The sequence below is a fragment of the Bacillus sp. GbtcB14 genome, from assembly GCF_019091205.1.
GTDB lineage: Bacteria > Bacillota > Bacilli > Bacillales > Bacillaceae_G > Bacillus_A > Bacillus_A cereus_AG.
The window spans coordinates 42,733-67,751 of record NZ_JAGXJT010000005.1; the positions used below are offsets into that span (position 1 = coordinate 42,733).

The following is a 25,019-nucleotide window of genomic DNA, read 5'->3' on the forward strand; positions in this document are numbered from 1 at the left end:
TGCGTCCCTTATTTTTCTGTTGACTGGCGTTTTTGACGTGCATCAGCGGCATTTGCACGTGCGTTTGCTTCTAAATCATTGTGGTCAGCGAGTTCACGAGAGAACTCAACGTCAATGCCATCAGCAGCTTTGTTTTGCTTGAAATTTTTTTTGTTCATTCGACACAATCTCCTTGTGTTTTATGCGACGTTGCAAAGTTAGTTTGACACAAATAGACTTTTTTATACAAAGAGGAATTGGGAAGCAAAGAGCCGAAATATACAGTATAAGTAATAGAAATGGGGGATAGGGATGGAGTTTTTAAATGGAAAAACTGCTGTAGTAACAGGAGCTGCACAGGGAATTGGAAAAGAGATTGCAAGGGTTTATGCAAAACTAGGGGCGAAAGTATTAATTAGCGATGTAAATGAAGAAAAGCTACAAAAAACGACACGTGAGTTATCAGATGAAGGGTATGAAGTGAAGCAGTATCGTTGTGATGTGAGTAATCAAAATGATGCGAAGTCCTTAATTGAATACGCTGTCCAAACATTTGGTACACTGCATATTTTAGTAAATAATGCAGGGATTACGCGAGATGCAATGTTACATAAGATGGAGAAACCTGCATGGGAACAAGTACTGCAAGTAAATTTAACAGGTGTTTTTTATTGTATGCAGCCAGCGCTTCTTTACATGAGACAACAAGGGTATGGACGCATTATTAATATATCTTCAATTAGTAGAGAAGGAAACATAGGTCAAGCGAATTATGCTGCTACAAAGGCAGGAGTTGTAGGTTTGACGAAAACAGCGGCGAAAGAAGTTGGAAGCTTCGGCATTACGTGTAATGCGATTTGTCCAGGGTTTATGGATACAGATATGACAAAAACGATACCAGATAAAGTAAAAGAAAAGATGGTTGGTGCGATTCCAGTTGGTAGAATTGGAACGCCAGAAGATATTGCGAACGCAGCGGCCTTTTTAGCGTCAGAATACGCATCCTATATTACAGGAGAAGTATTAAATGTTAGCGGGGGACTGCAAGTTTAAATGAATACATAATGAAAAGAACCTGACCGGATAGGCCAGGTTCTTTTCATTAGTTTAAGTTGAGCCAAACGCTCTTCACTTCTGTATAGTTATTTAATGCGTAAGATCCCATTTCACGACCAAGACCAGATTGTTTAAATCCTCCGAATGGAGATGCTGCATCAAATACGTTATAACAATTAACCCATACTGTACCTGCACGTACTTTACTTGCAACATAGTGTGCTGTTTTAACATTTTCTGTCCACACACCAGCCGCTAAGCCGAATTGTGATTTATTTGCACGTTCAATTACTTCATCAATATCGTTAAACGGTATTGCAGAAATAACCGGACCGAAAATTTCTTCTTTTGCGATCGTCATTTCATCATTTACGTCAGCGAATACGGTAGGAGAAACGAAGTAGCCTTGATCGAATGGATTACTACCTCCGCAAAGTACTTCAGCGCCTTCTTCAATCCCTTTTTCAATGTAGCCCATTACACGTTTTTGTTGTTCTTCGGAAACGAGAGGACCGATTGTTGTTTCAGGGTTAAGACCGACACCTTGATTTAGTTTTTTAGAATAGAGGACGAGATCAGCCATGACATTATCGTACATTTTCTTCGGAACAAATAAGCGTGATCCAGCAGAGCATACTTGTCCTTGGTTAAACATAACACCAGAAAGTGCACCAGGAATCGCGCGAGATAAATCAGCATCTGGCAAGATGATATTTGGTGATTTACCGCCTAACTCAAGTGTAACGCGTTTTAATGATTCGGATGCTTGTCGCATAATTTGTTTACCGACTGGAGTAGAACCGGTAAATGCAATTTTATCAACGAGTGGATGATTAACGAGAGCTTGTCCAGCTGATTCACCGAATCCAGGTACGATATTAATAACACCTTTCGGGAATCCAGCTTCTTCAATTAATTCAGCTAAGTATAGAGCAGATAGTGGAGTTTGTTCTGCAGGTTTTAAAACGATTGTACATCCTGTAGCAAGCGCTGCTCCCATTTTCCACATTGCCATAAGAAGCGGGAAGTTCCAAGGAATAATTTGACCGACGACACCAACAGCCTCATGGCGTGTATAGTTAAAGTAATCACCGGAAACAGGAATTGTTTGACCAACGATTTTCGTAGCCCAGCCAGCATAATAGCGCATATGCTCAATTGCGAGCGGTATGTCTGCTGCCATTGTTTCACGGATTGGCTTTCCGTTATCTAACGTTTCGAGTTGTGCAAGCTCTTCTTTATGTTCTTCCATTAAATCAGCTAACTTGTACATAAGGCGGCTTCGCTCAGCAGTGCTCATGCGAGACCAAGGACCTTCGTCAAAAGCCATGCGAGCTGCAACGACAGCTTTATGAATATCTTCGCGACCAGCTTCAGAAACGATGGCAAGTGTTTCGCCAGTTGCTGGGTTAGGTGTTTTAAAGGTTTTACCGGAAGCGCTTTCAATGAAAGATCCATTCACATATAACTTTTTTGTACCTTGAAGAAACTTTTCTACCTTTTCATGAAGATTTACAGCTAGTTGACTCATTGTATAACCCCCTTGAAAATATAATGTAAACGCAGTACGAGACGGCGTTTATTCCGAAATCAAGGATGTGGGAACTAGATGGAAAGCCTCTAATTAAAATCATAATTAATAAATACTGAAAATTCAAATTTCATTTGTGTTACAATTGTAAAAAATATGTAATGTAAGAGAATCTTCTATATGATTATAAAAAATCCTGCTTGTTTTTGCTTTCTAGTAGGAAAAACTAGAAGAACAATGGTACAATAATACATCGTGAGAGGAGGGGGAAAATGAAGAATTATCATGATGATCCACGCTTTCGAATTGCCCATAGAGAAGCGTTAATTGGTCTTGGACTTGCTATTATTAATTTTATAATATGGTACGGATTTGCTTATGGGCTTGGTAGTAAAAATCCAAGTGAATATACATATGTATTCGGTTTTCCGGCATGGTTTTTTTATAGCTGTATCGTTGGATTTATCGTTATGGTTATTTTACTTAGTTTAGTTGTTCGTTTTGTATTTCAAGATATTTCACTCGATGAGGAAGAAAAAAGTGAGGAATAATAGATGAATTGGTATGTAATCATTCCAATGATAATTTCGTTTATCGTTGTATTTTTAATTGGTGTATATGCTTCAAGACGCGTGCAAGCAACTGCTCATAATAAATTTTTGCAAGAATATTTTCTTGGCGGTCGTGAGCTTGGCGGTTTATTATTAGCGATGACAATGATTGCTACATACGGTAGTGCTAGTAGCTTTATTGGTGGTCCTGGTATTGCGTACAATATGGGGCTTGGATGGGTACTACTATCTGCGATTCAAGTTGTAACAGGGTATATCGTTTTAACGGTTATCGGTAAAAAGTTTGCAATTATCGCTAGGAAGATGGAAGCCATTACTCTTATCGATTATTTAAAGGGAAGGTACAATAATAAGGCAGTTGTTATACTGTCTGCGTTATGTATTATTATCTTCTTATTTTCAGCAACAGTAGCTCAGTGGGTCGGCGGTGGCCGATTAATTGAGTCGTTAACGGGTCTCTCTTATACAACAGCACTATTTTTATTTACTTTTTCTGTACTTGTGTACGTATTAATTGGTGGATTTCGTGCAGTTGCTTTATCAGATACGTTATTAGGAATCATTATGTTAGTTGGAACGACAATCATTTTAATTGCTACTGTCATTGCTGGTGGTGGAATTGAAAAGATTATGCAGGAACTTGTTCAAATTAACCCGAATTTAATTACACCATTCGGAGCGGATGGTAGTTTAACGAAATCATATGTGACATCATTTTGGATTTTAATTGGAATTGGCGTTGTTGGCTTACCGCAAATTAGTGTGCGTGCCATGTCTTATAAAAACTCAAAAGCTATGCATCAAGCGTTAATAATTGGTACGGTTGTTGTAGGTACCATTATGATTGGTATGCATTTAACAGGTGTATTTGCACGAGTCGTACTTCCGGGTATAACGGTACCGGATAAAGTCATGCCGCTACTCGCGATGGAAGTATTGCCACCTTGGCTAGCTGGTGTTTTCTTAGCTGCGCCAATGGCAGCAATTATGTCTACAGTAAATTCGTTATTGTTACTTGTAAGTTCATCAATTATTAAAGACATATACGTAAATTACATAAATAAAGATGCAGCAGACAGTACAATCAGAAAAGGAAGTTTGTGGATTACTGCTATCGTAGGGCTGCTCGTTTATGCAGCAGCAATTAAACCACCAGATTTTTTAATATGGTTAAATTTATTTTCTTTCGGTGGATTAGAAGCAGCATTCATTTGGCCAATCGTATTAGGGTTATATTGGAGAAAGGGAAATGCAACAGGAGCGCTTGCCTCTATTTTAGTTGGGGTAGGTTCATATATGTGTATTCACCTTTTCTATCCAAATCCGTTCGGTATACATACAGTTGTCTTCCCAATTTGTTTTGCGTTTATCGCTTATATCATTGGAAGTATGAGTGTTGTGAAGAAAAACAGTATAGGTTAGAGGGAGAACGTAGTCCTTATAGGACTGCGTTTTTTTCGTATAAATTTGTTCTTTTTTATTCTGTATGCCTATTGCGATTCATAAATTAATAACAATTGAGGGGATGGAGTTGAGGTCGATGAAAAAAGTATTATTTTTGGGAGACCCGGGAATTGATGACTCTTTAGCCATCATGTATGGAATTATGCATCCTGATATTGATATTGTTGGTGTTGTAACAGGATATGGAAATGTAACGCAAGAAAAGGCGACAAGTAATGCAGCATATTTATTACAAATAGCAGGGCGGGAAGATATACCTGTTATTAATGGTGCAAAAATCCCTTTATCTGGGGACTATGTAACGTATTATCCGGAAATTCATGGGGCAGATGGATTAGGACCGATTAAACCACCAAAAGCTTTTTCGCCAAATATAAAACCTTTTTGTGCTTTTTTTGATATTCTTGAAAAGTATAAAGGAGAATTAATCATTGTGGATGCTGGTAGATCAACGACACTAGCGACAGCATTTATTTTAGAAAAGCCGATGATGAAGTATGTGAAAGAATATTATATAATGGGCGGTGCTTTTTTAATGCCCGGCAATGTGACACCAGTCGCAGAGGCGAATTTTCATGGTGATCCGATTGCATCACAATTAGTTATGCAAAATGCCAAGAATGTGACATTAGTGCCACTTAACGTTACATCTGAAGCAATTATTACGCCAGAGATGGTGAAATATATTACGAAACACTCTAAAACGAATTTTAATAAATTAATTGAACCAATATTTGCGTATTATTATAAAGCGTATAAAAAGTTAAATCCCAAAATAACAGGTAGCCCAGTACATGACGTTGTTACAATGATGGTCGCGGCGAATCCGTCCCTTTTAGATTATGTATATCGCCGAGTCGATATAGATACAGTTGGAATTGCAAAGGGTGAAAGTATTGCTGATTTCCGTCCTCAACCTGACTCAAAAGCTTTAAAGAATTGGGTGCGAATCGGTTGGTCATTGCATTATAAAAAATTTCTCGAAGACTTCGTGAAAATTATGACGTAGACATAATAGGAGAATACAAGTTAAAATAATGGAGATGGTTATTTCAATAACCATCTCCATTATTTTGTTTTTTTAAGATAAATAGAGAAGAGTTACACAATAGGAGAGGAATTTTACTTGAAAAAAACTATAGTATGCGCAGTAATTGTGGGTATTTTCGTTTTGCTAATATCGGGTAATTTTTTAGTAAAAAAAGTGTGGAGTTCTAATAATGATGATGCACAGTATATCGCATCCTTTATTGAAGAACATAAAGATGAAAAAAATAGTGCGCTTCTAGTAAAGAGAAATGATAAAGTTGTTTATTCTGTCAATCCCAACGTTGTATTACCAGTTGCTAGTACGATGAAATTAATTGTGGCGCTTGAATATACGAAACAAGTTACAGAAGGGAAAATTGACCCGTCTAGTTTCGTTTCCATTAATGATCTGAATCGTTATTACGTACCGAATACAGATGGTGGTGCACAAGATAGATGGCAAAAGTATTTGCAAAAGACAGACAAGATAACAGAAGGAGCGGTTTCTTTAGAAGAAGTGGCAAAAGGAATGGTTAAATTTAGTTCGAATGCGAATGCTGAATATTTAATGGAAGTGTTAGGATTAGATAATATTAATCGTAATTTACAAAGTTTATCGCTTCCAGCACATCAGCCGCTATTTCCGATTGTTTCATCTTTATACATCCCTGGATATTTGCATAAAGAACTACATGTTCCGAAATATAAAATAGAGAAAAAGTTAAAAGAAATGTCTCAAGAGCAATATCGTGAATATGCGATGATCATTCATGAACGCTTAAAAAAGAAAGGGCCATTATTACAGAAGGAAATTCCTCTTTATTTAGAGGAACGTTACGATAAAATTTGGTCAGATCGATTACCAGCAGCTTCTGCAAATGATTATATGGTACTGCTTCAAAAGGCAAATCATAAAGGTGGCCTGACAGACGCTGAAGAAAAAGTGTGGGCGAATATCGTTGAAACAGATATGAGTGCTAAGAAATACCGTAAAACATTTAGACATGCAGGGCAAAAAAATGGCTATACGCCATGGACAGTTACAAAAGCAGTTTATGCGATGGATAAACGCGGGAACTGTACAGAAATTGTGTTCTTAGCAAATAATTTAAATGAGGACGACAGTGCAGAAATACGAAAACATTTAGCGAACTTACATTTCCAAGTGTTGCAAAGTGATAAGTATGATGCGACTTTTATTAAGTAAACTCGGTGCTTTCTGCATCGAGTTTATTTTTATATACAAGCACTTTTTTCCTATCTCTGGGTATGATGGGTAGTAATACTTAGGTGAGAGGGGAAAAGGTGATGAAACAAAGTAAAGAAGAGTTTATAAAGAGTGAAGGCGCTGATTTCCCTGGGAGAACATATGTAGATTGTGTATTACAACATGTATTTCATTTTCAGCGAGATTACTTATTAAAAGATATGTTTCAAGTGCATAAAGCGCATATTGCGATGCTGACGGAAGAGAATTTAATGAAAAAGGAAGAAGCTAAAGTTATATTACACGCACTAAAAAAGATAGAGGGAATTCCAAAAGATCAATTGCTATATACAGAGCAGCATGAAGATCTCTTTTTTTTAGTGGAACATTTAATTTCTCAAGAAGCGAAATGCGATTTTGTAAGTAATATGCATATTGGTAGAAGTAGAAATGATATGGGGGTAACGATGTATCGCATGAGTTTAAGGCGATACGTACTACGATTAATGGAGCACCATTTGTTATTGCAAGAAAGTGTATTGCAACTTGCTGCTGACCATAAGGAAACGATTATGCCAGCTTATACACATACACAACCAGCACAGCCAACAACATTTGGTCATTATACGTTAGCGATTTATGATACGATGCAAAGAGATTTAGAACGAATGAAAAGAACGTACAAACTTTTAAATCAGTCCCCAATGGGAGCCGCTGCTCTTTCTACAACAAGTTTCCCGATTAAACGAGACCGAGTGGCCTATTTACTTGGGTTTACAAATGTAATTGAGAACTCATATGATGCTGTTGCTGGAGCGGATTATTTATTAGAGGTTAGTTCGTTACTTATGGTAATTATGACGAATACGAGTAGATGGATTCATGACTTCTTACTATTAGCAACGAAAGAGTATGATGGTATTACTGTTGCGAAGCCATATGTACAAATTAGTAGTATTATGCCGCAAAAGCGAAATCCAGTTTCAATTGAGCATGCGCGTGCGATTACGAGTAGCGCTTTAGGAGAAGCATTTACAGTATTTCAAATGATCCATAATACACCATTTGGCGATATTGTCGATACGGAAGATGATTTGCAGCCGTATTTATATAAAGGAATTGAAAAGACTATTCGCGTTTTTTGTATTATGAATGCAGTTATTCGAACGATGAAAGTAGAAGAAGAAACGTTGAAAAGTCGATCTTATAAACATGCAATTACGATAACTGATTTCGCAGATGTTTTAACAAAAAACTATGACATTCCATTTCGGCATGCGCATCATGCAGCAAGTGTTATTGCAAATATGTCATTGGAGCAACAAAAGGAGCTACATGAATTACATTTAAAAGATGTAAACATATACTTACAAGAAAATTATAAAATACATTTATTAGAAAACGAGTGGGAAGAGATTGTATCGCCAGAAGCTTTCATTCAAAAAAGAAATGTATACGGTGGACCGAGTAAAAAAGAAATGGAGCGCATGATTAAAAATCGAAAAGAGTCATTTCAAAAAGAAGAAAAGGTATTTGAAAGGGAAAAACAAAGAATTTTACAAGCTGAAAATGATTTGACTACGTTAGCTTTGAATATTATTGAATCGTAAAAGAGGAATTTAGTGAATTAATCGCCAATACTTTATGAAACTATAAATAGAGAGAAGAGATTGTCGATGATTCAATTACATGTATATGAAGAGATTCTTACTTTTAAAGAAGAGGTTACGTCATTTTTAGAAAAGAATGAGCAGGAAAATAATCTCATATTAGGTGTATTACAAATGGTCCAACAACCGGTATTTATGGGGGTAGCAAAACAAGAGGAAGAAATAGCAGCTGTATTTCTTCAAACAGAAGAGAAGAAACAAATCATTGTTGCTACGTCTGAAATGGCAGAAGAGGAGATCGTGGAACTTGCAAACAAATTAACGAAAGTATATTCAAATGTTCCTGGATTGATTGGTAATAAGAAAATTGTACAGAAATTAGCGGAAGAGATTGCCGTGTTAGAAAATAAGAAAACGAATGTTGTAATGGAACAAGGTGTGTATGCATTACAACAGGTTAAGAAGAAGTGGAATGAGGATGGGGCTTTTCGAGAAATAGGTGGTGATGAGCTACCATTAATAGAACAGTGGATTTATCAATTTTGCGAAGATGTAAGGCTTCCTACTACGAAAGACGAAGCGAAACAAACCGCCCATACATTAATTACTAACCGTCGTCTATTTGGTCTAGAAGTAGAAGGAAAGCTTGTTTCTGTAGCTGCAAAAACGAGACCGACTACAAACAATATAACAGTTAATTTCGTATATACGCCGAAAGAAGCACGGAAAAAAGGATACGCATCTAGTTGCGTCGCTGCACTTAGTCAACGAATGCTAGACGAAGGTTACAAAACAACTACATTATATACGGATCTGGCAAATCCGACATCGAATAAAATTTATCAAGAGATTGGTTATGAACAAATTGCGGAGTCTGTGCTCATATTTTTAGAGAAGTAGAAAAAAAGCGTGCTATTTTAGCACGCTTTTTTGTTATTCATCAATTCTAATAACCTCGCCTTGAGGGAAGTCTTCAGTTTCTAGTAAATTACGAATAGCTTTTGCAACATATTCGGGTGATAATAGCTTTCCTTCTTCTTTTAGTACGATGAAGCGGTCTAAATTTATGAAGTCTTCTTTATTTGTTTCACGAATTTGTGCTTGCATACTTGTATCAACAACACCAGGTGCAAATGCGACGATTTTTACTGGATATTCTTTTTCTGCTTCTTCGGTTGCTACGCACTGTGTAAACATATTTACACCAGCTTTCGTTGTACAATAAGCGCCCCATCCAAAATAAGGATTTTTTCCTGCGCCAGATGAAATGTTTATAACACGTTTATCTACTTTCCAGTCTTTCGTATGTTTCATGAAAGTGGAGGTAAGAATCATAGGTGCAAGTAAATTAATGTGAACGTTCGTAATGAATTGTTCGCTTTCTACTTTTTCAATCGGCTTCATAGGTGCAACTGTACCCGCATTATTAATTAAATGAATAGAAGATACATTGTCTTCTTTAATGGATGAAATGATTTCGTTAAAGTTAGTTTCTAAATGATGTACATCTTGAAGATCTAAGGAATGGAAAATGCAATTGCTGTTATATTGCGCTGCAAGTTTAGTAAGATCTTTATTTTCTCTTCTAGAAATAGAGATGATGCTCGTATTTTTTTCTAATAATTGTGCGGCGATTGCCTCACCTAAACCTTGTGAAGTTCCTGTTATGATAACGTAGCGCATAGATTTATAAACTCCTCTCATATGTGCGGAATTTTGTTGGACAACGTACATTGTATAGTTTGTCTACATTTTATAGTATAGAGCACTTTTTACTATAAATGAAATGAGATGATTACGTGCCTTTTATGAATCGATTTACAACGACAGTAACTGGTGCCGTCACGTTCACTGGGAATACGTTGGGACTCAGTCCTACATCGCCTGCACCAGGCAATAATTTCGGTACGATTGATGTATTTACTACAGTAAATACATCGCTTCAAGTGCCAGGGTTCCCAGCAGGAACGACAAATGATTGGCCATTAAATTCTTCAAGTGCAATTTTAAACCTTCCAGCAGGGAGTAGTGTTTTATACGCAGAACTAGTGTGGGCGGGCACATACAGGACTGATACTGAGGATGTTACTGCATTTTTAAATGATAATATTTCGTTTACGACACCGGCAGGGACGTTTTCTGTTACACCAGATCCCGCTACTGCGCAGCAAGGGTCGGTTGGGCAACAGTTTTATTATGTTCGATCAGCTAACGTAACCAACCTTGTTAATGCTAGTGGGTCCGGTACGTATACAACTGGTGCCGTACCAGCTGCAAGAACGTCTTTTGATTCAACCATCAGCCGCTCAGTAGGTTGGACCCTCGAAGTCGTTTATCAAAATGCGAGTTTGCCACTGCGAAATTTATCGGTGTACGCAGGGCAAGAAATCATCGATGCTTCATCACCGCCAGTTAATGCAATTATTTCAGGTTTTGCAACGCCGTCTACGGGAACTGTTACAGGAAGAGTACTTGTAACTGCCCAAGAAGGTGATTCTAACATCGTTGGAGATCAACTTCGCTTTGGACCGAATGCTAATGCTACAGTTGCTTTATTCGGACCGAGAAATCCTGCAAATAATTTCTTTCAGTCACAAATTTGTAATGACAGTGGAAATCTAGATACGAGCGGCACGTTTGGAAATTTGAATCAGCCATTAGGAATAGCTTTGGCAGTTCGAAGACAAGGGTGGGATATTACGAATGTAGATGCCTCCTCGTCATTAGTAAACAATCAGACGTCAGCGACTGTTCGTTTCATTACAAATGGAGATGGGTATGCGGCGGCAGGTTTTGGTGTTCAAATTGATGCAACGGGGCCAATTATAAATCCTGTTAAATCGGTTGATAAAACAGTTGCAGCAGTTGGCGATATTCTTACCTATACGATTACCGTTCCGAATACAGGGACGGGAAGTGCGGATAACGTTGTATTACAAGACAGTATTCCGAATGGAACAACCTTTATTGCAGGTAGTGTCACAGTAGGTGGGGTAACCCAGCCGAGTGCAAATCCAGCCATTGGAATTAATTTAGGGACAATACCTAATAATGCTCAAAGAATTGTTACATTTCAAGTGAGAGTAACGTCATTCCCAAGTCCAAATCCAATTCCCAATCGTGCAATGGTTTCTTACCAATTCCGTCCTTTCGTTGGAAGTCCTCCTATCACGAGTACAGCATCTTCAAATACAGTACAGACGACGGTAAATCGTGCAAGTCTAAGTTTGCAAAAATCTGTAGATCTACAGACGGCAACACTTAATGACGTACTAACCTACACAGTGAATGTCACGAACAATGGGAATGTCGCTGCAAATAATGTTATTTTTGTTGATAGTATACCTGCTGGAACAACGTTTGTAACAAATAGTGTTACGGTAAATGGAGTAGCGCGTCCAGGAGCGAATCCAGCAAGTAGTATTAATCTTGGAAGCATTAATGCTTCGCAAACGACTGTAGTACGCTTTCAAGTTCGAGTGACATCTAATCCTCTTGTCAATCCAATTCCGAACCGTGCGAGTGTAACATTTAACTTTATTCCAGTGCCTGGTCAACAACCAGTTTCAGGCCAAGCGACGAGTAATACAGTATTTACTACAATAAATATAGCTGATATAAGAACGAGAAAAACAGTAGATAGAGCTTTTGCGACAGTTAATGACGTTCTTACGTATACAGTTACAATTGAAAATACAGGAAATGTACTGGCGACGAACGTTATTTTTCAAGATCCAATCCCAATTGGAACGACTTTTATACCAAATAGTGTAACTGTTGATGGAGTTTCACAACCTGGGGCAAATCCAGCGACTGGGTTTACAGTAGCGAATATATCTCCAGGTGGAAGTAGAACGGTGACTTTTCAAGTACGAGTTACATCTACCCCATCAGGAGGTACGATTGCGAATCGCGGTAATGTATCTGCTAATTTCGTCGTTATTCCGAATCAACCACCAGTAACGATTAATAGACAAACGAATACCGTTGTAACACAAGTTAATACAGGTGGTTTAAATGTAATAAAAGAAGTAAATACAGCTCAAGCGGCAGTAGGTGATACTTTAACATACACGATTGCCGTCCAAAATACAGGTAACGTTCCGTTAACAAATGTATTTTTCCAAGACACTACTTCTTCAGCGGTTTCTTTCGTTGTAAACTCTGTAACAATTAATGGAACACCACAAAGTGGACTAAATCCAAATTTAGGATTTTCTCTTCCGAATATCCCTGCGGCACAGACAGTTGTAGTTACATTTGAAGTATTAATTGAGCAGGATCCGCCAAATGAAGATATTTTAAATAGTGCAACTGTATCCGCAAGTTTTCAAGTAAATCCGAGTGAACCACCAGTTACTATTACTGTTCCGAGTAACGTCGTGAATACAACAGTACAATCAGGGAATTTTGAAGTTGTGAAATCAGTGAATACGGATGTTGCAACGGTAGGTGATGTTTTAGTATATACAATCGAAGTCATAAATGCAGGTAGTGTACCAGCTACAAATGTATTTTTCCAAGATTCAATTCCACAAGGGACATTATTTATTGAAAACAGTGTAGTTGTTAATGGTGTTTTACAAGAAGGGGCAGATCCAGAACTTGGATTCCCATTAAATAATTTGTCTACTGGTGCGAATGTAATTGTTAGCTTTGAAGTATTAATTGATGAAATCCCCCAAGGAAATAATGTCGTAAATAATGCGAATGTAACGGGAGATTTCCTTGTAAATCCGACAGAGCCACCGATTACTGTAACAGTACCAAGTAATACGGTTATGACTGTCGTGAATTCCTCAGGATTAAATGTGATGAAAAGTGTAAGCGCTACTGAAGCTGGTTTAGGAGATACGTTAACGTATACAGTTCGTATACAAAATAGTGGAACAGTAGCAGCAACAAATGTATCATTCCTTGATCCAATTCCATCTGGAACAACGTTTGTAGCGAATAGTGTAACAATAAACGGAACACCTCAACCAGGTTTAAGCCCAACAACTGGATTTCCGCTTGCCAATATTCCAGTAGGAGGGATAGTAACAGTTGCTTTTCAAGTGACAATCACGAGTGTACCGCCAAATAGAGTTCTTCCGAATAATGCAAATGTAACTGCTGATTTTCAAGTAAGTCCTCTCCAGCCACCAATAACAATTGTAACGATTAGTAATATTGTTGTGACGCGAGTGAATGTAGGATCACTTAATGTAATGAAGAGTGTAAATACACCACAAGCAGGAGTAGGGGATACGTTAACGTATACGATTCTTATTCAAAATACAGGAACTGTTCCTGCAACGAATATTATTTTTCAAGATCCAATTCCGTCCGGTACTGCGTTTGTAGCAAATAGTGTAACGATCAACGGAGTCGTACAGCAAGGCGCGGATCCTATGGCAGGTTTCCCTGTTACCAATATTCCAGTCGGGCAAACGGCTACGATTACGTTTCAAGTTACAGTGACGAGTGTTCCGAGCGGTGGAAATGTTAGAAACCAATCGAACGTTACTGCCAGTTTTCTTATAAATCCAGCAAACCCTCCAATAACGACTGTTACAAATAGTAATTTTGTAGTGACACAAGTAAATACAGCTCGATTAAATATACAAAAATCTTCATCTGTACAACAAGCAGCACTTGGAGAAACTTACACGTATTCTGTTGTCATTCGAAATAACGGTACAGTAACAGCAACGAATGTCTCTTTCATTGATCCAATTGCTCCAGAAACAACATTTGTAGCAAATAGTGTAACGATAAATGGGACGCCACAACCAGGATTTGACCCAAATGTTGGTTTCCCGCTTCCTAATATTGCAGCTGGAACATCATTGACAGTAACGTTCCAAGTTACGGTAGTTGCACCGTCTACACGTGGAGCAGTATTAAATACAGCATCTGCTACAGCCACTTTCTTATTAAATCCTTTACAACCACCTGTAACAACAACGAACTCAAGTAATACAACGGTAGTTACAATACCGTTACCTCCTCCTGGTGAAGTAACAGCAACAAAAACAGTTGACGTTGCAACTGGAGCGGTTGGGGATGTATTAACGTATACCGTGCTCATTTCAAATGTAGGAATTATACCAGTTACAGATGTGTTCTTCCAAGATGTCATACCAGAAGGAACGACGTTTGTTGACAACAGTGTAACGATAGGTGGAATACAGCAACCTGGTTTGAATCCAGAAATAGGCTTTACAGTTAGTCCATTATTAAATGCTGGTGGAAGTATTACGGTAACATTCCAAGTGACGATTACAGAGGTTCCAGATAATGAAGTCATATTAAATGATGCTGACGTTACATTTACTTCACAACCGAATCCGCAGGAACCACCGATTACGCAAACGATATTAACGAATTTAGTCGTTACGACAATTAATATAGCGTCTATTTTTCCGTTAAAACTAGTAGATAAAGAAGTAGCGACTGTAGGAGAAATATTAACGTATGATGTATTGATTTTTAATTTCGGAACAGTGCCAGCGACCAATGTTCAATTTATCGATACGACTTCTGCTGGAGTAGCATTTGTACCAGGAAGTGTGAGTATAAACGGAGTGCCTGCACCAGGATTAGATCCTTTCATTGGTTTTACAGTTCCAGATATACCTGTAGATGATTTTGTGCTTGTGACATATCAGGAAGTGGTTACAAGCGTACCAGAAGGTGGAACGATTGTTAACTTTGTAGACGTTACAGCTACATTTTCTGTAAGTGAAACAGAACCACCGATTACGGAGACGACGACAAGTAATACGACATTAACAGAAATCAATGAGCCTGGATTAAATGTATTAAAATCAGTAAGTCAGCCGGTTGTTGCGGTAGGCGATACAATCACATATACAACAGTAGTTCAAAATACAGGAACAGTGACAGCAACGAATGTTCAATATAGTGATGTATTACCTTCCTCTATAGCATTCGTGCCGAACAGTGTAACGATAGATGGTGTGTTACAATCTGGATTCAATCCGAATAATGGATTCCCGCTTCCAGATATAAATCCAGGGGGAAGTGTAGAAGTCACATTCCAAGTAACAGTTGTTAGCGTTCCGTCAAACGGAACAATTGCCAATACGGCGAATGTTACGGGAAGCTTTATTTTAGTACCAGGAGAACCACCAGTTGTAGTGAATCAGCCAAGTAACACAACACTAACAACTGTAAATAGAGGCAGCTTTACTGTTATTAAACAAGTAAACAGAGCAGCTACTCTAGTTGGGGATGTAGTAACGTATACAGTGCAAATAACGAATACAGGAACAGTAACAGCAAATAATGTTCAATTTATTGATACGATTTCAGCAGGAGCGTCATTTGTACCGAATAGTGTAACGGTAAATGGAGTTTCTCAACCAAACTTAAATCCGATTACTGGCTTTGGAGTTGGAGATATACTAGTTGGTGAAACAGTTATAGTGACGTTTCAAGCGACAGTTACAAACATCCCGTCATCAGGAACCATTACGAACGTTGCAAATATAACAGGCAGCTTTACTTTAGTACCAGGAGAGCCACCGATTGTAGTAACTGAACCGAGTAATACGACAATAACAAGGGTAAATAGAGGACGCTTTAATGTTATAAAAACCGTGAATAAACAAGCAACACGATTAGGGGATACGTTAACTTATAGTGTGCAAGTTACAAATACAGGAACGGTAACTGCGACAAATGTTCAGTTTATTGATATTCCATCGCCTAGTTTAGAATTCGTTCCAGGAAGTGTACAGATAAATGGGATTCCGCAAGTAGGTTTAGATCCTTTTGTAGGTTTTTCATTACCGGATCTTGCAGTAGGGGATAGCGTATTAATTACATTTGAAGTAAATGTAATCGCAATACCGCCTTCTAATAGTATTATGAATTCATCGAGTGTAACGGGTGATTTCGTATTGATTCCAGGAGAACCACCGTTTACAATTACGAATTCAAGTAATACGACAGTGACACCGGTAAATAGAGGCAGTTTAGATATGTTGAAAGAAGTAGACAATTCAATTGTTGGAGTAGGAGAAACGGTAACGTATTCTGTTCGTATATTAAATACTGGTACTGCTGATGCGATGAATGTTCAATTTATCGATGTGTTATCTCAAGAAGCTGATTTCGTCGCAAATAGTGTAACGATAAATGGAGTTCCGCAGCCGGGGTTAAATCCGCAGGTTGGATTTACGATACCAGATATTCCAGTTGGTGAGACCGCACTTGTAACATATGAAGCTACAATTACAAGTTTTCCAGATGGTGGTACAGTAGTGAACGTTGCTGGGGCGTTAGCAGAGTATATTTTAGTACCAGGAGAGCCGCCGGTTACAGTAATGGACACGAGTAATACTGTTATTGTAACAGTAAATACTGCAATTTTATTTGTTGCAAAAGGAGCAAACTTTGAAGTAGCAATGGTAGGAGATGTTGTCACTTACGGAATTGCCGTTATAAATGACAGTACAGTTCCTGTGACGAATATTATTTTAACAGATATCATTGATCCGAATACGTTATTTATAAATGGCACGGTAACGGTAAATGATGTACCTCTTCCATTTGCCAATCCGAATACTGGTATCCCGTTAGGTGATTTTCAGCCAAATGATGCAGCAATTATTAATTTCCAAGTTGTCATAACAGGAGGACAAATAAATAATTTAGTTACAAATACTGCTACAGCGAATGGGCTTGCAACTGTGAATCCAAATGAACCACCTGTAGTAGTTGAAGGCGATAGTAACACAGTTGTTATCCCGTTTATTCCTCAAAATGTTTCAACGACAGTCGTAAAAACGGCAGATTTACAGGCAGCAACGATTGGAGATATCATTACGTTTACGACAGTTATTACAAATACGGGTGATACTGTGATGCAAAATATTCGTTTTCAAGATATGTTAGATAGTAGTGTACGATTTGTCCTTGGGAGTGTAACGGTTGATAATACACCAGTGCCAAATGTAAATCCAGTATCAGGATTTCTCATAGGCAGTTTAAATCCAGGTGAAGCAAGGACAGTTTCGTTCCAAGTAGTAGTGCAAAGCGCACCAAGTGGTTCAGGGAATTATATAAATCAAGCGAGTATTCGCTTCGAACATCAAGTAGGCACAGTATTGCCACCTGTTACACAAATAGTAGAAAGTAACATGGTTGTCATTCCATTTGTTCCAACAATCGAACAAATTTGCGAAACTAATTTTAATTGCTTAGATAAAATTTCGTTTCAATGTTCTCCGTGTAATCAGTTGCACGGGCATAAAAAATAAAACCAAAAAGAGCATCCGGAAAGAATAGGATGCTCTTTTTGTATTAATCACATAGATTCATTTTCGGGCGAGGCAAAAAACTCGTCAATTTTGTTGGAAAGTAGAAATGGAATGGCTCCTTTTATAACAGAAATATCCCAGTCCCACCATGCGAGATTTTCTAGTTTTTCAATGATTTCCTGCGGGAAACGATATCGAATAAATTTTGCAGGATTACCAGCTACAATTGCATATGGTGGTACATCTTTTGTAACAACACTCTTTGCACCAATAATGGCCCCGTTACCAATTGTAACACCAGATAAAATGCAGGATTGATAACCAATCCATACATCATTGCCGACTACGATATCACCTTTTGAAGAAGGGTGACCAGTAATATGTGCTCCTTCATCAAAAAGAGCATTAAATGGATAAGTCGTTATCCAGTCTGCGCGATGTTCACCACCAAGTATGAACACGACTTCTTCTCCTAATGAACAAAACTTACCTATTTTTAATTTTGTTTCATCATTCCAAGAAAAAATGGTTGGCCCTACTTTACTATAAGTATAATCACCAATATCATATTTATTATATTCAGGTTTTTGATTTAAATATAACATAACGAATTTAGCATCCTCTCTAAAGCAAGTAATGGATATGGAATATTATATGCAATTTGGAATAAGTCGAACTGTGTTGTATGAATCGGTAATGCACAAAAATAGTAGTAGGCGCAATGAATAGAAAAGGAGTGGAATGAATGATATACGAAATGGGATTATATAATAAACCTTTTCAATCAATTCAATTAGGGAAAAAAGTATATGAAGTACGTTTATACGATGCGAAACGTCAGCTTATAAAACAAGGCGACCATATTGTATTTACGAACCTTACGACAGAGGAAATGATGACTGTAAAAGTAACGGAAATAAAACGATACGAAAGCTTTAAAGCAATGTACGAACAAATTGATAAAAAATTATTGGATTGTGAAAATGATAGTTTAGAGGAAATGCTAGAAAGTACATACAAAATATATACGAAAGAACAAGAGAAAAAGTGGGGAACAGTTGCGATTCGTATTGAGGTAATAAAATGATAAGAAATCGCGGCGCAGCTATCATTGTGCAGGAAGGACAAATTGCTCTTATAAAACGTATTCGAGAAGGGAAAACATATTATGTTTTTCCAGGCGGAGGAATTGAAGAAAGAGAAACACCTGAAGAAGCAACTAAGAGAGAAATTTATGAAGAATTAGGGGTACATATAAAAGTGGAGCATCTGATTGCAAAGGTGGAGTATAAGGGTACGGAGTATTATTATAATGCCCATATTACAGGTGGAGTTTTCGGAAGTGGTAAAGCTGAAGAATTCGAACTGAAAGATAGAGGGATGTATATTCCGTTATGGTTGCCGATACACGAGTTGGAAAAAGTGAATATAAAACCGTATGAAGTGGTCGAAAGTATATTCAATCATTATAAAATGTAAAGTCTGACAACATACAAAAAAAACCATTGACATAGTCTTCTGATTTAAGTATTGTATTCGAGTATGTTTATAATCAGGAGGTTTATATGAGCAATCAATCTACTACACATCATGTGAAAATGACAACAGCAGATCCATCTGGAATTGGTCTATTTGGATTAGCGATGGTAACGCTTGTAGCATCATCTCAAAAGTTAGGCTTAACAGATGGCGTTTCACTTGTATTACCATGGGCAATCTTTTTAGGAGGATTCGCACAAATCTTTGCGTGCATTCACGATGCAAAGCATAACAATACGTTCGGTACAACAGCATTCGGTGCATACGGCCTATTTTGGTTAGGTGTTGGAATGACTTGGTTAATTCAACTTGGAGTATTTGGCGAAAAATTAGCACAAGCTGCAGATTCAAAACAGCTTGGTGTAGCCTTTATCGGATATTTGATTTTCACAATCTTTATGACAATTGGTGCAATGGAAACACATAAAGTATTATTTATGATTTTCGTCCTTATTGATTTCTTATTTATCGGTCTTTCATTAAGTACTTTAGGTGTTATGCCGCATGCAATGCATAATTTAGCAGCATATTCTGAACTTCTTATTTCATTATTATCTTTCTATGGTTCAGCAGCAGCAGTGTTAAATACACACTTCGGAAAAGTTGTTTTACCAGTTGGGAAGCCGTTTGGTATTTTTAAAAAGTAATAAAAAAGCACAGATGATTGTATAGTCATCTGTGCTTTTTCTATTTGTTCATAGCTACAGCAGTAGTCTTCGTTATTTCAGAAATTTTTTGAGAGCTAGCAGGATTACCGTCTATTGTTACATGAACTTGTTGCTTAGGATTTGCAGTTACTACCCATGCGTTTGGTAAATAGCGTGATTTATGCGATAAGGTGGAAGGGACATTTAAAATATCTCCCATTGCGTATAATGTTGCTGATGAACCGCCGTCCATTGCCATCGCATTTACAGCACCTTTTTCATAAAGAATATCTTGGCAGTCTCTTAAAGAGGCTCCGATACTATGAGATTGTCTTCCGTCAATAATGAAAAACATAATAGATCCATCTTTTTTCTGTGCCATAATACTTCGAGGACCATAGCCCCATCCACCGTCATTTTTTATCATTTTTTCACCATTTACAATTAGCTGAGGCATAAAACCAGCAGCGGAAACGACATTTTTATTTAACAGTTGATTAGCAGAAAAATCTCCTGACACCATTTGTCCGTATTTTGTAAGTCCACTAATAAGGGTAGGGGTGTTACTATCTTTTGGTGTGTTTATAACCTTTCCGTTTTCAATAACAATGCCGATACCAGTTTTACCACCACCATGTCCTGTTTCATCCGAAAAGCCGCTAGCATTTACTGCGGCGAGTGCATGATTCCGCTTTGCCATGACATATATTTTTTCCCCAACATCTTTCCCTTCTGACCCTTGTTGAGTAACAAGCTTTACGTTTAACGGATTACTAATGGTCATTAATTTCCCCTCGAAAAAATGGTCATTATATTTTTTCTTTATTGTTTCAATTGAAACATCTAGCGGTAAATCTTTTCGTCTTTCTAATTCTTTTTTTGAAAACTTAGAAGCAACGAAATCGCTATTTTTCCATATTGGATTTGTAATGGATTGAGAAATATCATTTAATTCTTTATCAGACAAAAACGTGAATTTTGCATATTGTGGATGCTGAGAAGTTAAAATACTTTCTGCTGCAATGACACGTAAATTATGACCGTATGAAGTCCCGAATAAGGTAATGGCGCCTCCAGTTAGTAATAATATCGTTAAAAGAGAGGATATTTTTAAAAATCTAATAAAATACTTTTTCATGATAAGGACTCCTCTTTCTGTAAAGTGAAAAAATTGATTAATGATTGAGTAAGATATACACACATTTCTTATTTGAAATAAGAAATGTGAAATGATGATAATACAATAATGTTTGAAAGTAGATTTGGCAATAGTTGAATATGAATGTAGCTATTTAAAATGAAATAAGATTCGTCAGATGTGAAATGTAAAAAAAGTAGGAAAAAATCAATTGAAATTGATTCTCATTATTAATATAATGAGAATGAGAATCATTTATTGTAAGAGGGGGATGCCGAAGTGGCGAAAATTTTAATAGCTTATGCAAGTATGTCAGGAAATACAGAGAGTATTGCTGATTTAATTAAAGTTAGTTTGGATGCTTTTGATCATGAAGTAGTATTACAAGAAATGGAAGGCATGGATGCAGAAGAATTGTTAGTCTATGATGGAATTATTTTAGGATCTTATACGTGGGGCGATGGTGAATTACCATTTGAAGCGGAAGATTTCCATGATGACTTAGATAATATAGATTTATCAGGGAAAAAAGTAGCGGTATTCGGATCAGGAGATACGGCGTATGAACTGTTTTGTGAAGCGGTAACGATATTTGAAGAGAAACTTGTAGAACGCGGTGCAGAGCTTGTACAAGAAGGGTTGAAAATTGAATTAGCTCCAGAAGATAAAAAGGATGTTGAAAAATGCAGTAATTTTGCAATTGCATTTGCTGAGAAGTTCTAAGAATGGGAGTGTCAACGTGGAGACAATGCTAAGTGCGACCGCTATCACAAAGTTAAGAGATGGGAAACTTATGTTAGCTACTACATATAATGGCTTATTTATTGAACAAGACGGAGAATGGAAACAAATTTTAAATGGTTTTCAAAAACGAATTAGGGATTTACATAGCGAAGATAATGTAGTGTATGGTGTAGGTGACGAAGGGATTTTTATTCGTAGTATGAATGGTGGAGAGAACTGGACGGTGCAGCGTTTTCCAACAAAAGCAACGAGTTGGAATGTGTGTAGTAATGTACAAGGAACTGTCATTGCTCATGGAGATAAAACGTTGTATCATTCGAATGATTTCGGTTCGACATGGGAAACCATTCATCCATTTCTTGAATATGGTGAAGAGGCGCCATCTATTCGATCGTTATTTTTATATAAACATTACTTATTTATCGGTACGAAAATACATGCTAAATATGGTGGTGTTTGGCTCTTTAATTTGGAAACACGTAAATTAAAGAGGATTAAAATCGTGATGAATCAGATGATCTCAGCGTTGACTTTACACAATTCTTATATAGTAGCAGCCAGTGGATCGTGCAAGGGGATTAGCGGGAATATTTCTTTTTGTAAAATAGATGAAAGTATTGAGAGTGAAAAAATATATTGGCACACATGTCAAAGTGAGCAGAAAGCAAGTAGCTATTTAGCCTTAAGTGTAGATCAACATGTGCTATATACAACGTCGACGCAAAATAAGGCGGGGATTAGTACGGTTTGTCGTGTACTTCTAGAAGAAGGAATTGTTACAGTATGTGACTCAGTTAAAGGGCATGGCTGGCGCATTGTTAACCAAAAAGAGGGCTATGTTGTAGCTGGATCAGGTGAATCAAAAGCGATGCAGTGGAAGAAAAAAGTTATTTAGCAAAAAAACTTTGCTTTTATTATAGTGATATGATATATTATATCTAAACCATTTTACTTTTAATAATATAGAGATTTAAATGAGCTGTAACTTCCGAGGAGGATAGCAATGTTAAATCTCCTCTGGGGTTGCAGTTTTTTAATGTCTGAAGTATTATTGTAAAGTGGTTGAAAATGAATATGTACATATAGGTACATTGTAGGAGGATTTTTTTCATGCAAAACGGTAAAGTAAAATGGTTTAACTCAGAAAAAGGTTTCGGTTTCATCGAAGTTGAAGGCGGAGAAGACGTATTCGTTCATTTCTCAGCTATCCAAGGCGACGGCTTCAAAACTTTAGAAGAAGGTCAAGAAGTTACTTTCGAAGTAGAACAAGGTAACCGTGGACCTCAAGCTACTAACGTTAACAAGAAGTAATTACGGAAAAAAGAAGGGCTTGCCCTTCTTTTTTTTTGCATTTTTATTGAATAACCTTCTATGTACATATAATAATGAGATTGAATTTTTGTTTTTTAGACGAATTATTACATGCATAAAGTGTATGAATAAATAAATACTGAAAATAGAGTATGTGTGTGAAAAGGAATGTAGAAAGAGGTAAATAAATTGGAAAACGCTACACATTTTATTGTGTTCGATATAGAGAGAAATTTCAGGCCGTATAAATCAGAAGATCCGTCAGAGATAGTTGATATCGGAGCTGTAAAAATAGAAGCAAGTACAATGAAGGTAATTGGAGAATTTTCGGAGTTAGTAAAGCCGAGTGCGCGACTCACTCGTCATACGACAAAATTAACGGGAATTACAAAGAAAGATTTAATTGGTGTGGAGAAATTCCCTCAAGTTATAGAGAAATTTATTCAATTTATTGGAGAAGACTCTATATTTGTTTCATGGGGAAGAGAAGATTATCGTTTTCTATCTCATGATTGTACGTTACACGGTGTAGAATGCCCCTGTATGGAAAAAGAGAGCAAATTTGATTTGCAGAAGTTTGTTTTCCAAGCGTATGAAGAATTATTTGAACATACACCAAGTTTACAATTTGCAGTAGAACAGCTCGGTTTAACGTGGGAAGGGAAGCAGCACCGAGCTTTAGCGGATGCTGAGAATACAGCCAAAATCCTTCTTAAAGTATATAGCGAGAGAGATATTCATAAACGGTATAAAAGACACGGTGAACTTGAACTTGTAGAGAACGGAAAACTAACAGAAAAAGCGAAAAAAAAGATGCGAAAATGGGTATTTAAAGAAATGAGAAAAAATATAGAGCGTCCTTTCGTTTGGAGTACATTTGAAAGTAGTGATACGTGGGAAAGTATAACGGAAAGATATTATATTAGTGAAGCTACAGTAGAACTTCTGAAAAAGCATTTTCGTACGGCGGTGAGAAAAGCGGAAAGGCAGATTAGGTATTTGGCTGAGATGGAGGAGAATGCAGAGGTTAAATGACATTCTCCTCTACTTCTATCTACATAAATGTTACGTCATTGTATTGATCGATAAATAAAGTATTCATATTAAATAGGAATTGATTTGTTGTGATTGGGCCATTATAATTGCATTGAAAATTAAGGTGTGGTAAGGATTTTCAAATATATTAATAGAATAAGAGCCCATAGAAATGAAAGAGGGTAGAGTTAAATAGAAGCAATCTTTAGCATTGTAACAGTTTTTGCTTCTATTATACCTCCTCTTATAGCAAAGAAGAAAAATTGGAAAACGTTTAATATATCTTTAAATCGTGGTTTATTAAAGATTAAAATCGGAGAGTAAGATAAGAATTTTATACAGGGGGTGCGATAGTGATAGATTTGGATATCAAAGATGTCACCGTACAGATGGAATTAAACGGAGTCTTTTGGAATGAGGATGGGATTGCTGAAATGATGGTGACTACAAAAGAAGAGCATTCTCTTCTTCTTCGTCTAGTAGTTGACTTAGAAAGTAAAACTATTAGGGCAACGAGTGCCAAAATAGTGAATGGATTCTGTCCTCTGTGCAAACAGAAAAAGAACGAATGTAGTGAACTTAATGAAGCGAAAAATATCATGGATATTTTAGAAGAAGCCTATGATTGGGTGAGAGAGCATCCAGAATATCGTTTTCAATTATCTTTTTACGAGTACAATAAATTTGAGGTAGTAAAGTGAAATTTTCATTTTAACAACATGCATAGTGACTAAAAGGAAAAATATTAAAAACTTATAGAAGGACTTGGTCAACTAGAAACATTGAGGCAGATATCTCTAATGGAAATACGCTTGTATAGCAAGGTAGGGATGTACTTGATTCTGCAACAAATGTCATCTTGGATCAAAAATGATTTTTAAACAT

21 protein-coding genes are annotated in these 25,019 nt (G+C 37.0%); 16 read left to right on the plus strand and 5 right to left on the minus strand.

Translation table 11 applies throughout. The annotated features are described in order from the left end of the window. Nucleotides 1-8 precede the first annotated feature (8 nt). Nucleotides 9-158 (minus strand): YfhD family protein, encoded by a 150-nt coding sequence (locus tag KVT31_RS15785; RefSeq protein WP_001035806.1) that lies wholly within the window; start codon nt 156-158, stop codon nt 9-11. Between the two features lie 133 nt (nt 159-291). Here KVT31_RS15785 and fabG point away from each other — a divergent pair, with 133 nt between their 5' ends. Beyond that, nucleotides 292-1,032, plus strand: a complete 741-nt coding sequence (gene fabG, locus KVT31_RS15790) for a 3-oxoacyl-ACP reductase FabG (RefSeq protein ID WP_000395031.1) — start codon at nt 292-294, stop codon at nt 1,030-1,032. A 49-nt stretch (nt 1,033-1,081) separates the two neighbouring features. Here the strand turns inward: fabG and dhaS are convergent, their stop codons facing one another. Further along, on the minus strand, nt 1,082-2,566 hold the full coding sequence (dhaS, locus tag KVT31_RS15795) for an aldehyde dehydrogenase DhaS (protein WP_088097256.1): 1,485 nt from the start codon (nt 2,564-2,566) through the stop codon (nt 1,082-1,084). Nucleotides 2,567-2,838: 272 nt separating this feature from the next. Here dhaS and KVT31_RS15800 point away from each other — a divergent pair, with 272 nt between their 5' ends. The 6 genes from KVT31_RS15800 (at nt 2,839) to KVT31_RS15825 (ending at nt 9,348) form a co-directional block, all read left to right on the plus strand. Continuing rightward, nucleotides 2,839-3,117, plus strand: coding sequence for a YhdT family protein (locus KVT31_RS15800; protein ID WP_000800722.1), 279 nt, complete (start codon nt 2,839-2,841; stop codon nt 3,115-3,117). Between the two features lie 3 nt (nt 3,118-3,120). Further along, nucleotides 3,121-4,560 (plus strand): sodium/pantothenate symporter, encoded by a 1,440-nt coding sequence (panF, locus tag KVT31_RS15805; protein ID WP_088097255.1) that lies wholly within the window; start codon nt 3,121-3,123, stop codon nt 4,558-4,560. 118 nt (nt 4,561-4,678) lie between these two features. Further along, complete coding sequence (locus KVT31_RS15810; protein WP_088097254.1) at nt 4,679-5,611, plus strand: nucleoside hydrolase; 933 nt, start codon at nt 4,679-4,681, stop codon at nt 5,609-5,611. A gap of 117 nt (nt 5,612-5,728) precedes the next feature. Beyond that, a complete protein-coding gene (locus KVT31_RS15815; protein ID WP_098342898.1) occupies nt 5,729-6,838 on the plus strand; it encodes a serine hydrolase in 1,110 nt (369 codons plus the stop codon). Nucleotides 6,839-6,939: 101 nt separating this feature from the next. Beyond that, the gene (gene argH, locus KVT31_RS15820; RefSeq protein WP_088097252.1) at nt 6,940-8,448 is read left to right on the plus strand and encodes an argininosuccinate lyase; all 1,509 of its coding nucleotides are present in this window, start codon (nt 6,940-6,942) and stop codon (nt 8,446-8,448) included. A 66-nt stretch (nt 8,449-8,514) separates the two neighbouring features. Continuing rightward, nucleotides 8,515-9,348, plus strand: coding sequence for a GNAT family N-acetyltransferase (locus KVT31_RS15825; protein WP_088097251.1), 834 nt, complete (start codon nt 8,515-8,517; stop codon nt 9,346-9,348). A 33-nt stretch (nt 9,349-9,381) separates the two neighbouring features. Here the strand turns inward: KVT31_RS15825 and KVT31_RS15830 are convergent, their stop codons facing one another. Then, the gene (locus KVT31_RS15830; RefSeq protein ID WP_088097250.1) at nt 9,382-10,131 is read right to left on the minus strand and encodes a (S)-benzoin forming benzil reductase; all 750 of its coding nucleotides are present in this window, start codon (nt 10,129-10,131) and stop codon (nt 9,382-9,384) included. 116 nt (nt 10,132-10,247) lie between these two features. Between KVT31_RS15830 and KVT31_RS15835 the strand changes: the two genes are divergently transcribed. After that, nucleotides 10,248-17,720 carry a DUF7507 domain-containing protein gene (locus tag KVT31_RS15835; RefSeq protein WP_088097249.1) on the plus strand — a complete coding sequence of 2,491 codons (7,473 nt, stop codon included), beginning with the start codon at nt 10,248-10,250 and terminating at the stop codon, nt 17,718-17,720. A 47-nt stretch (nt 17,721-17,767) separates the two neighbouring features. Here the strand turns inward: KVT31_RS15835 and KVT31_RS15840 are convergent, their stop codons facing one another. Beyond that, nucleotides 17,768-18,325, minus strand: a complete 558-nt coding sequence (locus KVT31_RS15840; RefSeq protein WP_088097248.1) for a CatB-related O-acetyltransferase — start codon at nt 18,323-18,325, stop codon at nt 17,768-17,770. A 140-nt stretch (nt 18,326-18,465) separates the two neighbouring features. Between KVT31_RS15840 and KVT31_RS15845 the strand changes: the two genes are divergently transcribed. The 3 genes from KVT31_RS15845 to KVT31_RS15855 all read left to right on the plus strand — a co-directional run bounded on the left by KVT31_RS15845 (nt 18,466) and on the right by KVT31_RS15855 (nt 19,906). Continuing rightward, entirely contained in the window at nt 18,466-18,807 is a 342-nt protein-coding gene (locus KVT31_RS15845) for an ASCH domain-containing protein (protein ID WP_088097247.1), read from the plus strand. Next, nucleotides 18,804-19,199: an NUDIX hydrolase gene (locus KVT31_RS15850; RefSeq protein WP_088097246.1), complete on the plus strand. Its 396-nt coding sequence runs from the start codon at nt 18,804-18,806 to the stop codon at nt 19,197-19,199. The genes KVT31_RS15845 and KVT31_RS15850 overlap by 4 nt, the downstream gene beginning before the upstream one ends. Before the next feature lie 86 nt (nt 19,200-19,285). Beyond that, nucleotides 19,286-19,906 carry an acetate uptake transporter gene (locus KVT31_RS15855; RefSeq protein ID WP_088097245.1) on the plus strand — a complete coding sequence of 207 codons (621 nt, stop codon included), beginning with the start codon at nt 19,286-19,288 and terminating at the stop codon, nt 19,904-19,906. A 40-nt stretch (nt 19,907-19,946) separates the two neighbouring features. Here KVT31_RS15855 and KVT31_RS15860 read toward each other — a convergent pair whose 3' ends face one another. Then, the gene (locus KVT31_RS15860; RefSeq protein ID WP_088097244.1) at nt 19,947-21,044 is read right to left on the minus strand and encodes a phosphodiester glycosidase family protein; all 1,098 of its coding nucleotides are present in this window, start codon (nt 21,042-21,044) and stop codon (nt 19,947-19,949) included. A 279-nt stretch (nt 21,045-21,323) separates the two neighbouring features. On the opposite strand from KVT31_RS15860, the gene KVT31_RS15865 reads away from it, so the two are divergent. The 5 genes from KVT31_RS15865 (at nt 21,324) to KVT31_RS15885 (ending at nt 24,835) form a co-directional block, all read left to right on the plus strand. After that, entirely contained in the window at nt 21,324-21,767 is a 444-nt protein-coding gene (locus KVT31_RS15865) for a flavodoxin (protein ID WP_088097243.1), read from the plus strand. 16 nt (nt 21,768-21,783) lie between these two features. After that, complete coding sequence (locus KVT31_RS15870) at nt 21,784-22,683, plus strand: WD40/YVTN/BNR-like repeat-containing protein (protein ID WP_088097242.1); 900 nt, start codon at nt 21,784-21,786, stop codon at nt 22,681-22,683. Between the two features lie 215 nt (nt 22,684-22,898). Continuing rightward, nucleotides 22,899-23,099, plus strand: coding sequence for a cold shock-like protein CspB (gene cspB / locus KVT31_RS15875; RefSeq protein WP_001179148.1), 201 nt, complete (start codon nt 22,899-22,901; stop codon nt 23,097-23,099). Between the two features lie 189 nt (nt 23,100-23,288). Beyond that, nucleotides 23,289-24,134, plus strand: coding sequence for an exonuclease (locus tag KVT31_RS15880; RefSeq protein ID WP_088097241.1), 846 nt, complete (start codon nt 23,289-23,291; stop codon nt 24,132-24,134). A 353-nt stretch (nt 24,135-24,487) separates the two neighbouring features. Then, entirely contained in the window at nt 24,488-24,835 is a 348-nt protein-coding gene (locus KVT31_RS15885) for a hypothetical protein (protein ID WP_140392518.1), read from the plus strand. Nucleotides 24,836-25,019: the final 184 nt, after the last annotated feature.

Bases quoted from the DNA above. Each gene is read 5' to 3' on its own strand.
- KVT31_RS15825 (WP_088097251.1), top strand. From the start codon at position 8,515: ATGATTCAATTACATGTATATGAAGAGATTCTTACTTTTAAAGAAGAG.
- panF (WP_088097255.1), top strand. From the start codon at position 3,121: ATGAATTGGTATGTAATCATTCCAATGATAATTTCGTTTATCGTTGTA.
- KVT31_RS15840 (WP_088097248.1), bottom strand. From the start codon at position 18,325: ATGTTATATTTAAATCAAAAACCTGAATATAATAAATATGATATTGGT.
- KVT31_RS15860 (WP_088097244.1), bottom strand. From the start codon at position 21,044: ATGAAAAAGTATTTTATTAGATTTTTAAAAATATCCTCTCTTTTAACG.
- argH (WP_088097252.1), top strand. From the start codon at position 6,940: ATGAAACAAAGTAAAGAAGAGTTTATAAAGAGTGAAGGCGCTGATTTC.
- KVT31_RS15800 (WP_000800722.1), top strand. From the start codon at position 2,839: ATGAAGAATTATCATGATGATCCACGCTTTCGAATTGCCCATAGAGAA.
- KVT31_RS15845 (WP_088097247.1), top strand. From the start codon at position 18,466: ATGATATACGAAATGGGATTATATAATAAACCTTTTCAATCAATTCAA.
- KVT31_RS15830 (WP_088097250.1), bottom strand. From the start codon at position 10,131: ATGCGCTACGTTATCATAACAGGAACTTCACAAGGTTTAGGTGAGGCA.
- KVT31_RS15855 (WP_088097245.1), top strand. From the start codon at position 19,286: ATGAGCAATCAATCTACTACACATCATGTGAAAATGACAACAGCAGAT.
- dhaS (WP_088097256.1), bottom strand. From the start codon at position 2,566: ATGAGTCAACTAGCTGTAAATCTTCATGAAAAGGTAGAAAAGTTTCTT.
- KVT31_RS15785 (WP_001035806.1), bottom strand. From the start codon at position 158: ATGAACAAAAAAAATTTCAAGCAAAACAAAGCTGCTGATGGCATTGAC.
- cspB (WP_001179148.1), top strand. From the start codon at position 22,899: ATGCAAAACGGTAAAGTAAAATGGTTTAACTCAGAAAAAGGTTTCGGT.
- KVT31_RS15810 (WP_088097254.1), top strand. From the start codon at position 4,679: ATGAAAAAAGTATTATTTTTGGGAGACCCGGGAATTGATGACTCTTTA.
- fabG (WP_000395031.1), top strand. From the start codon at position 292: ATGGAGTTTTTAAATGGAAAAACTGCTGTAGTAACAGGAGCTGCACAG.
- KVT31_RS15850 (WP_088097246.1), top strand. From the start codon at position 18,804: ATGATAAGAAATCGCGGCGCAGCTATCATTGTGCAGGAAGGACAAATT.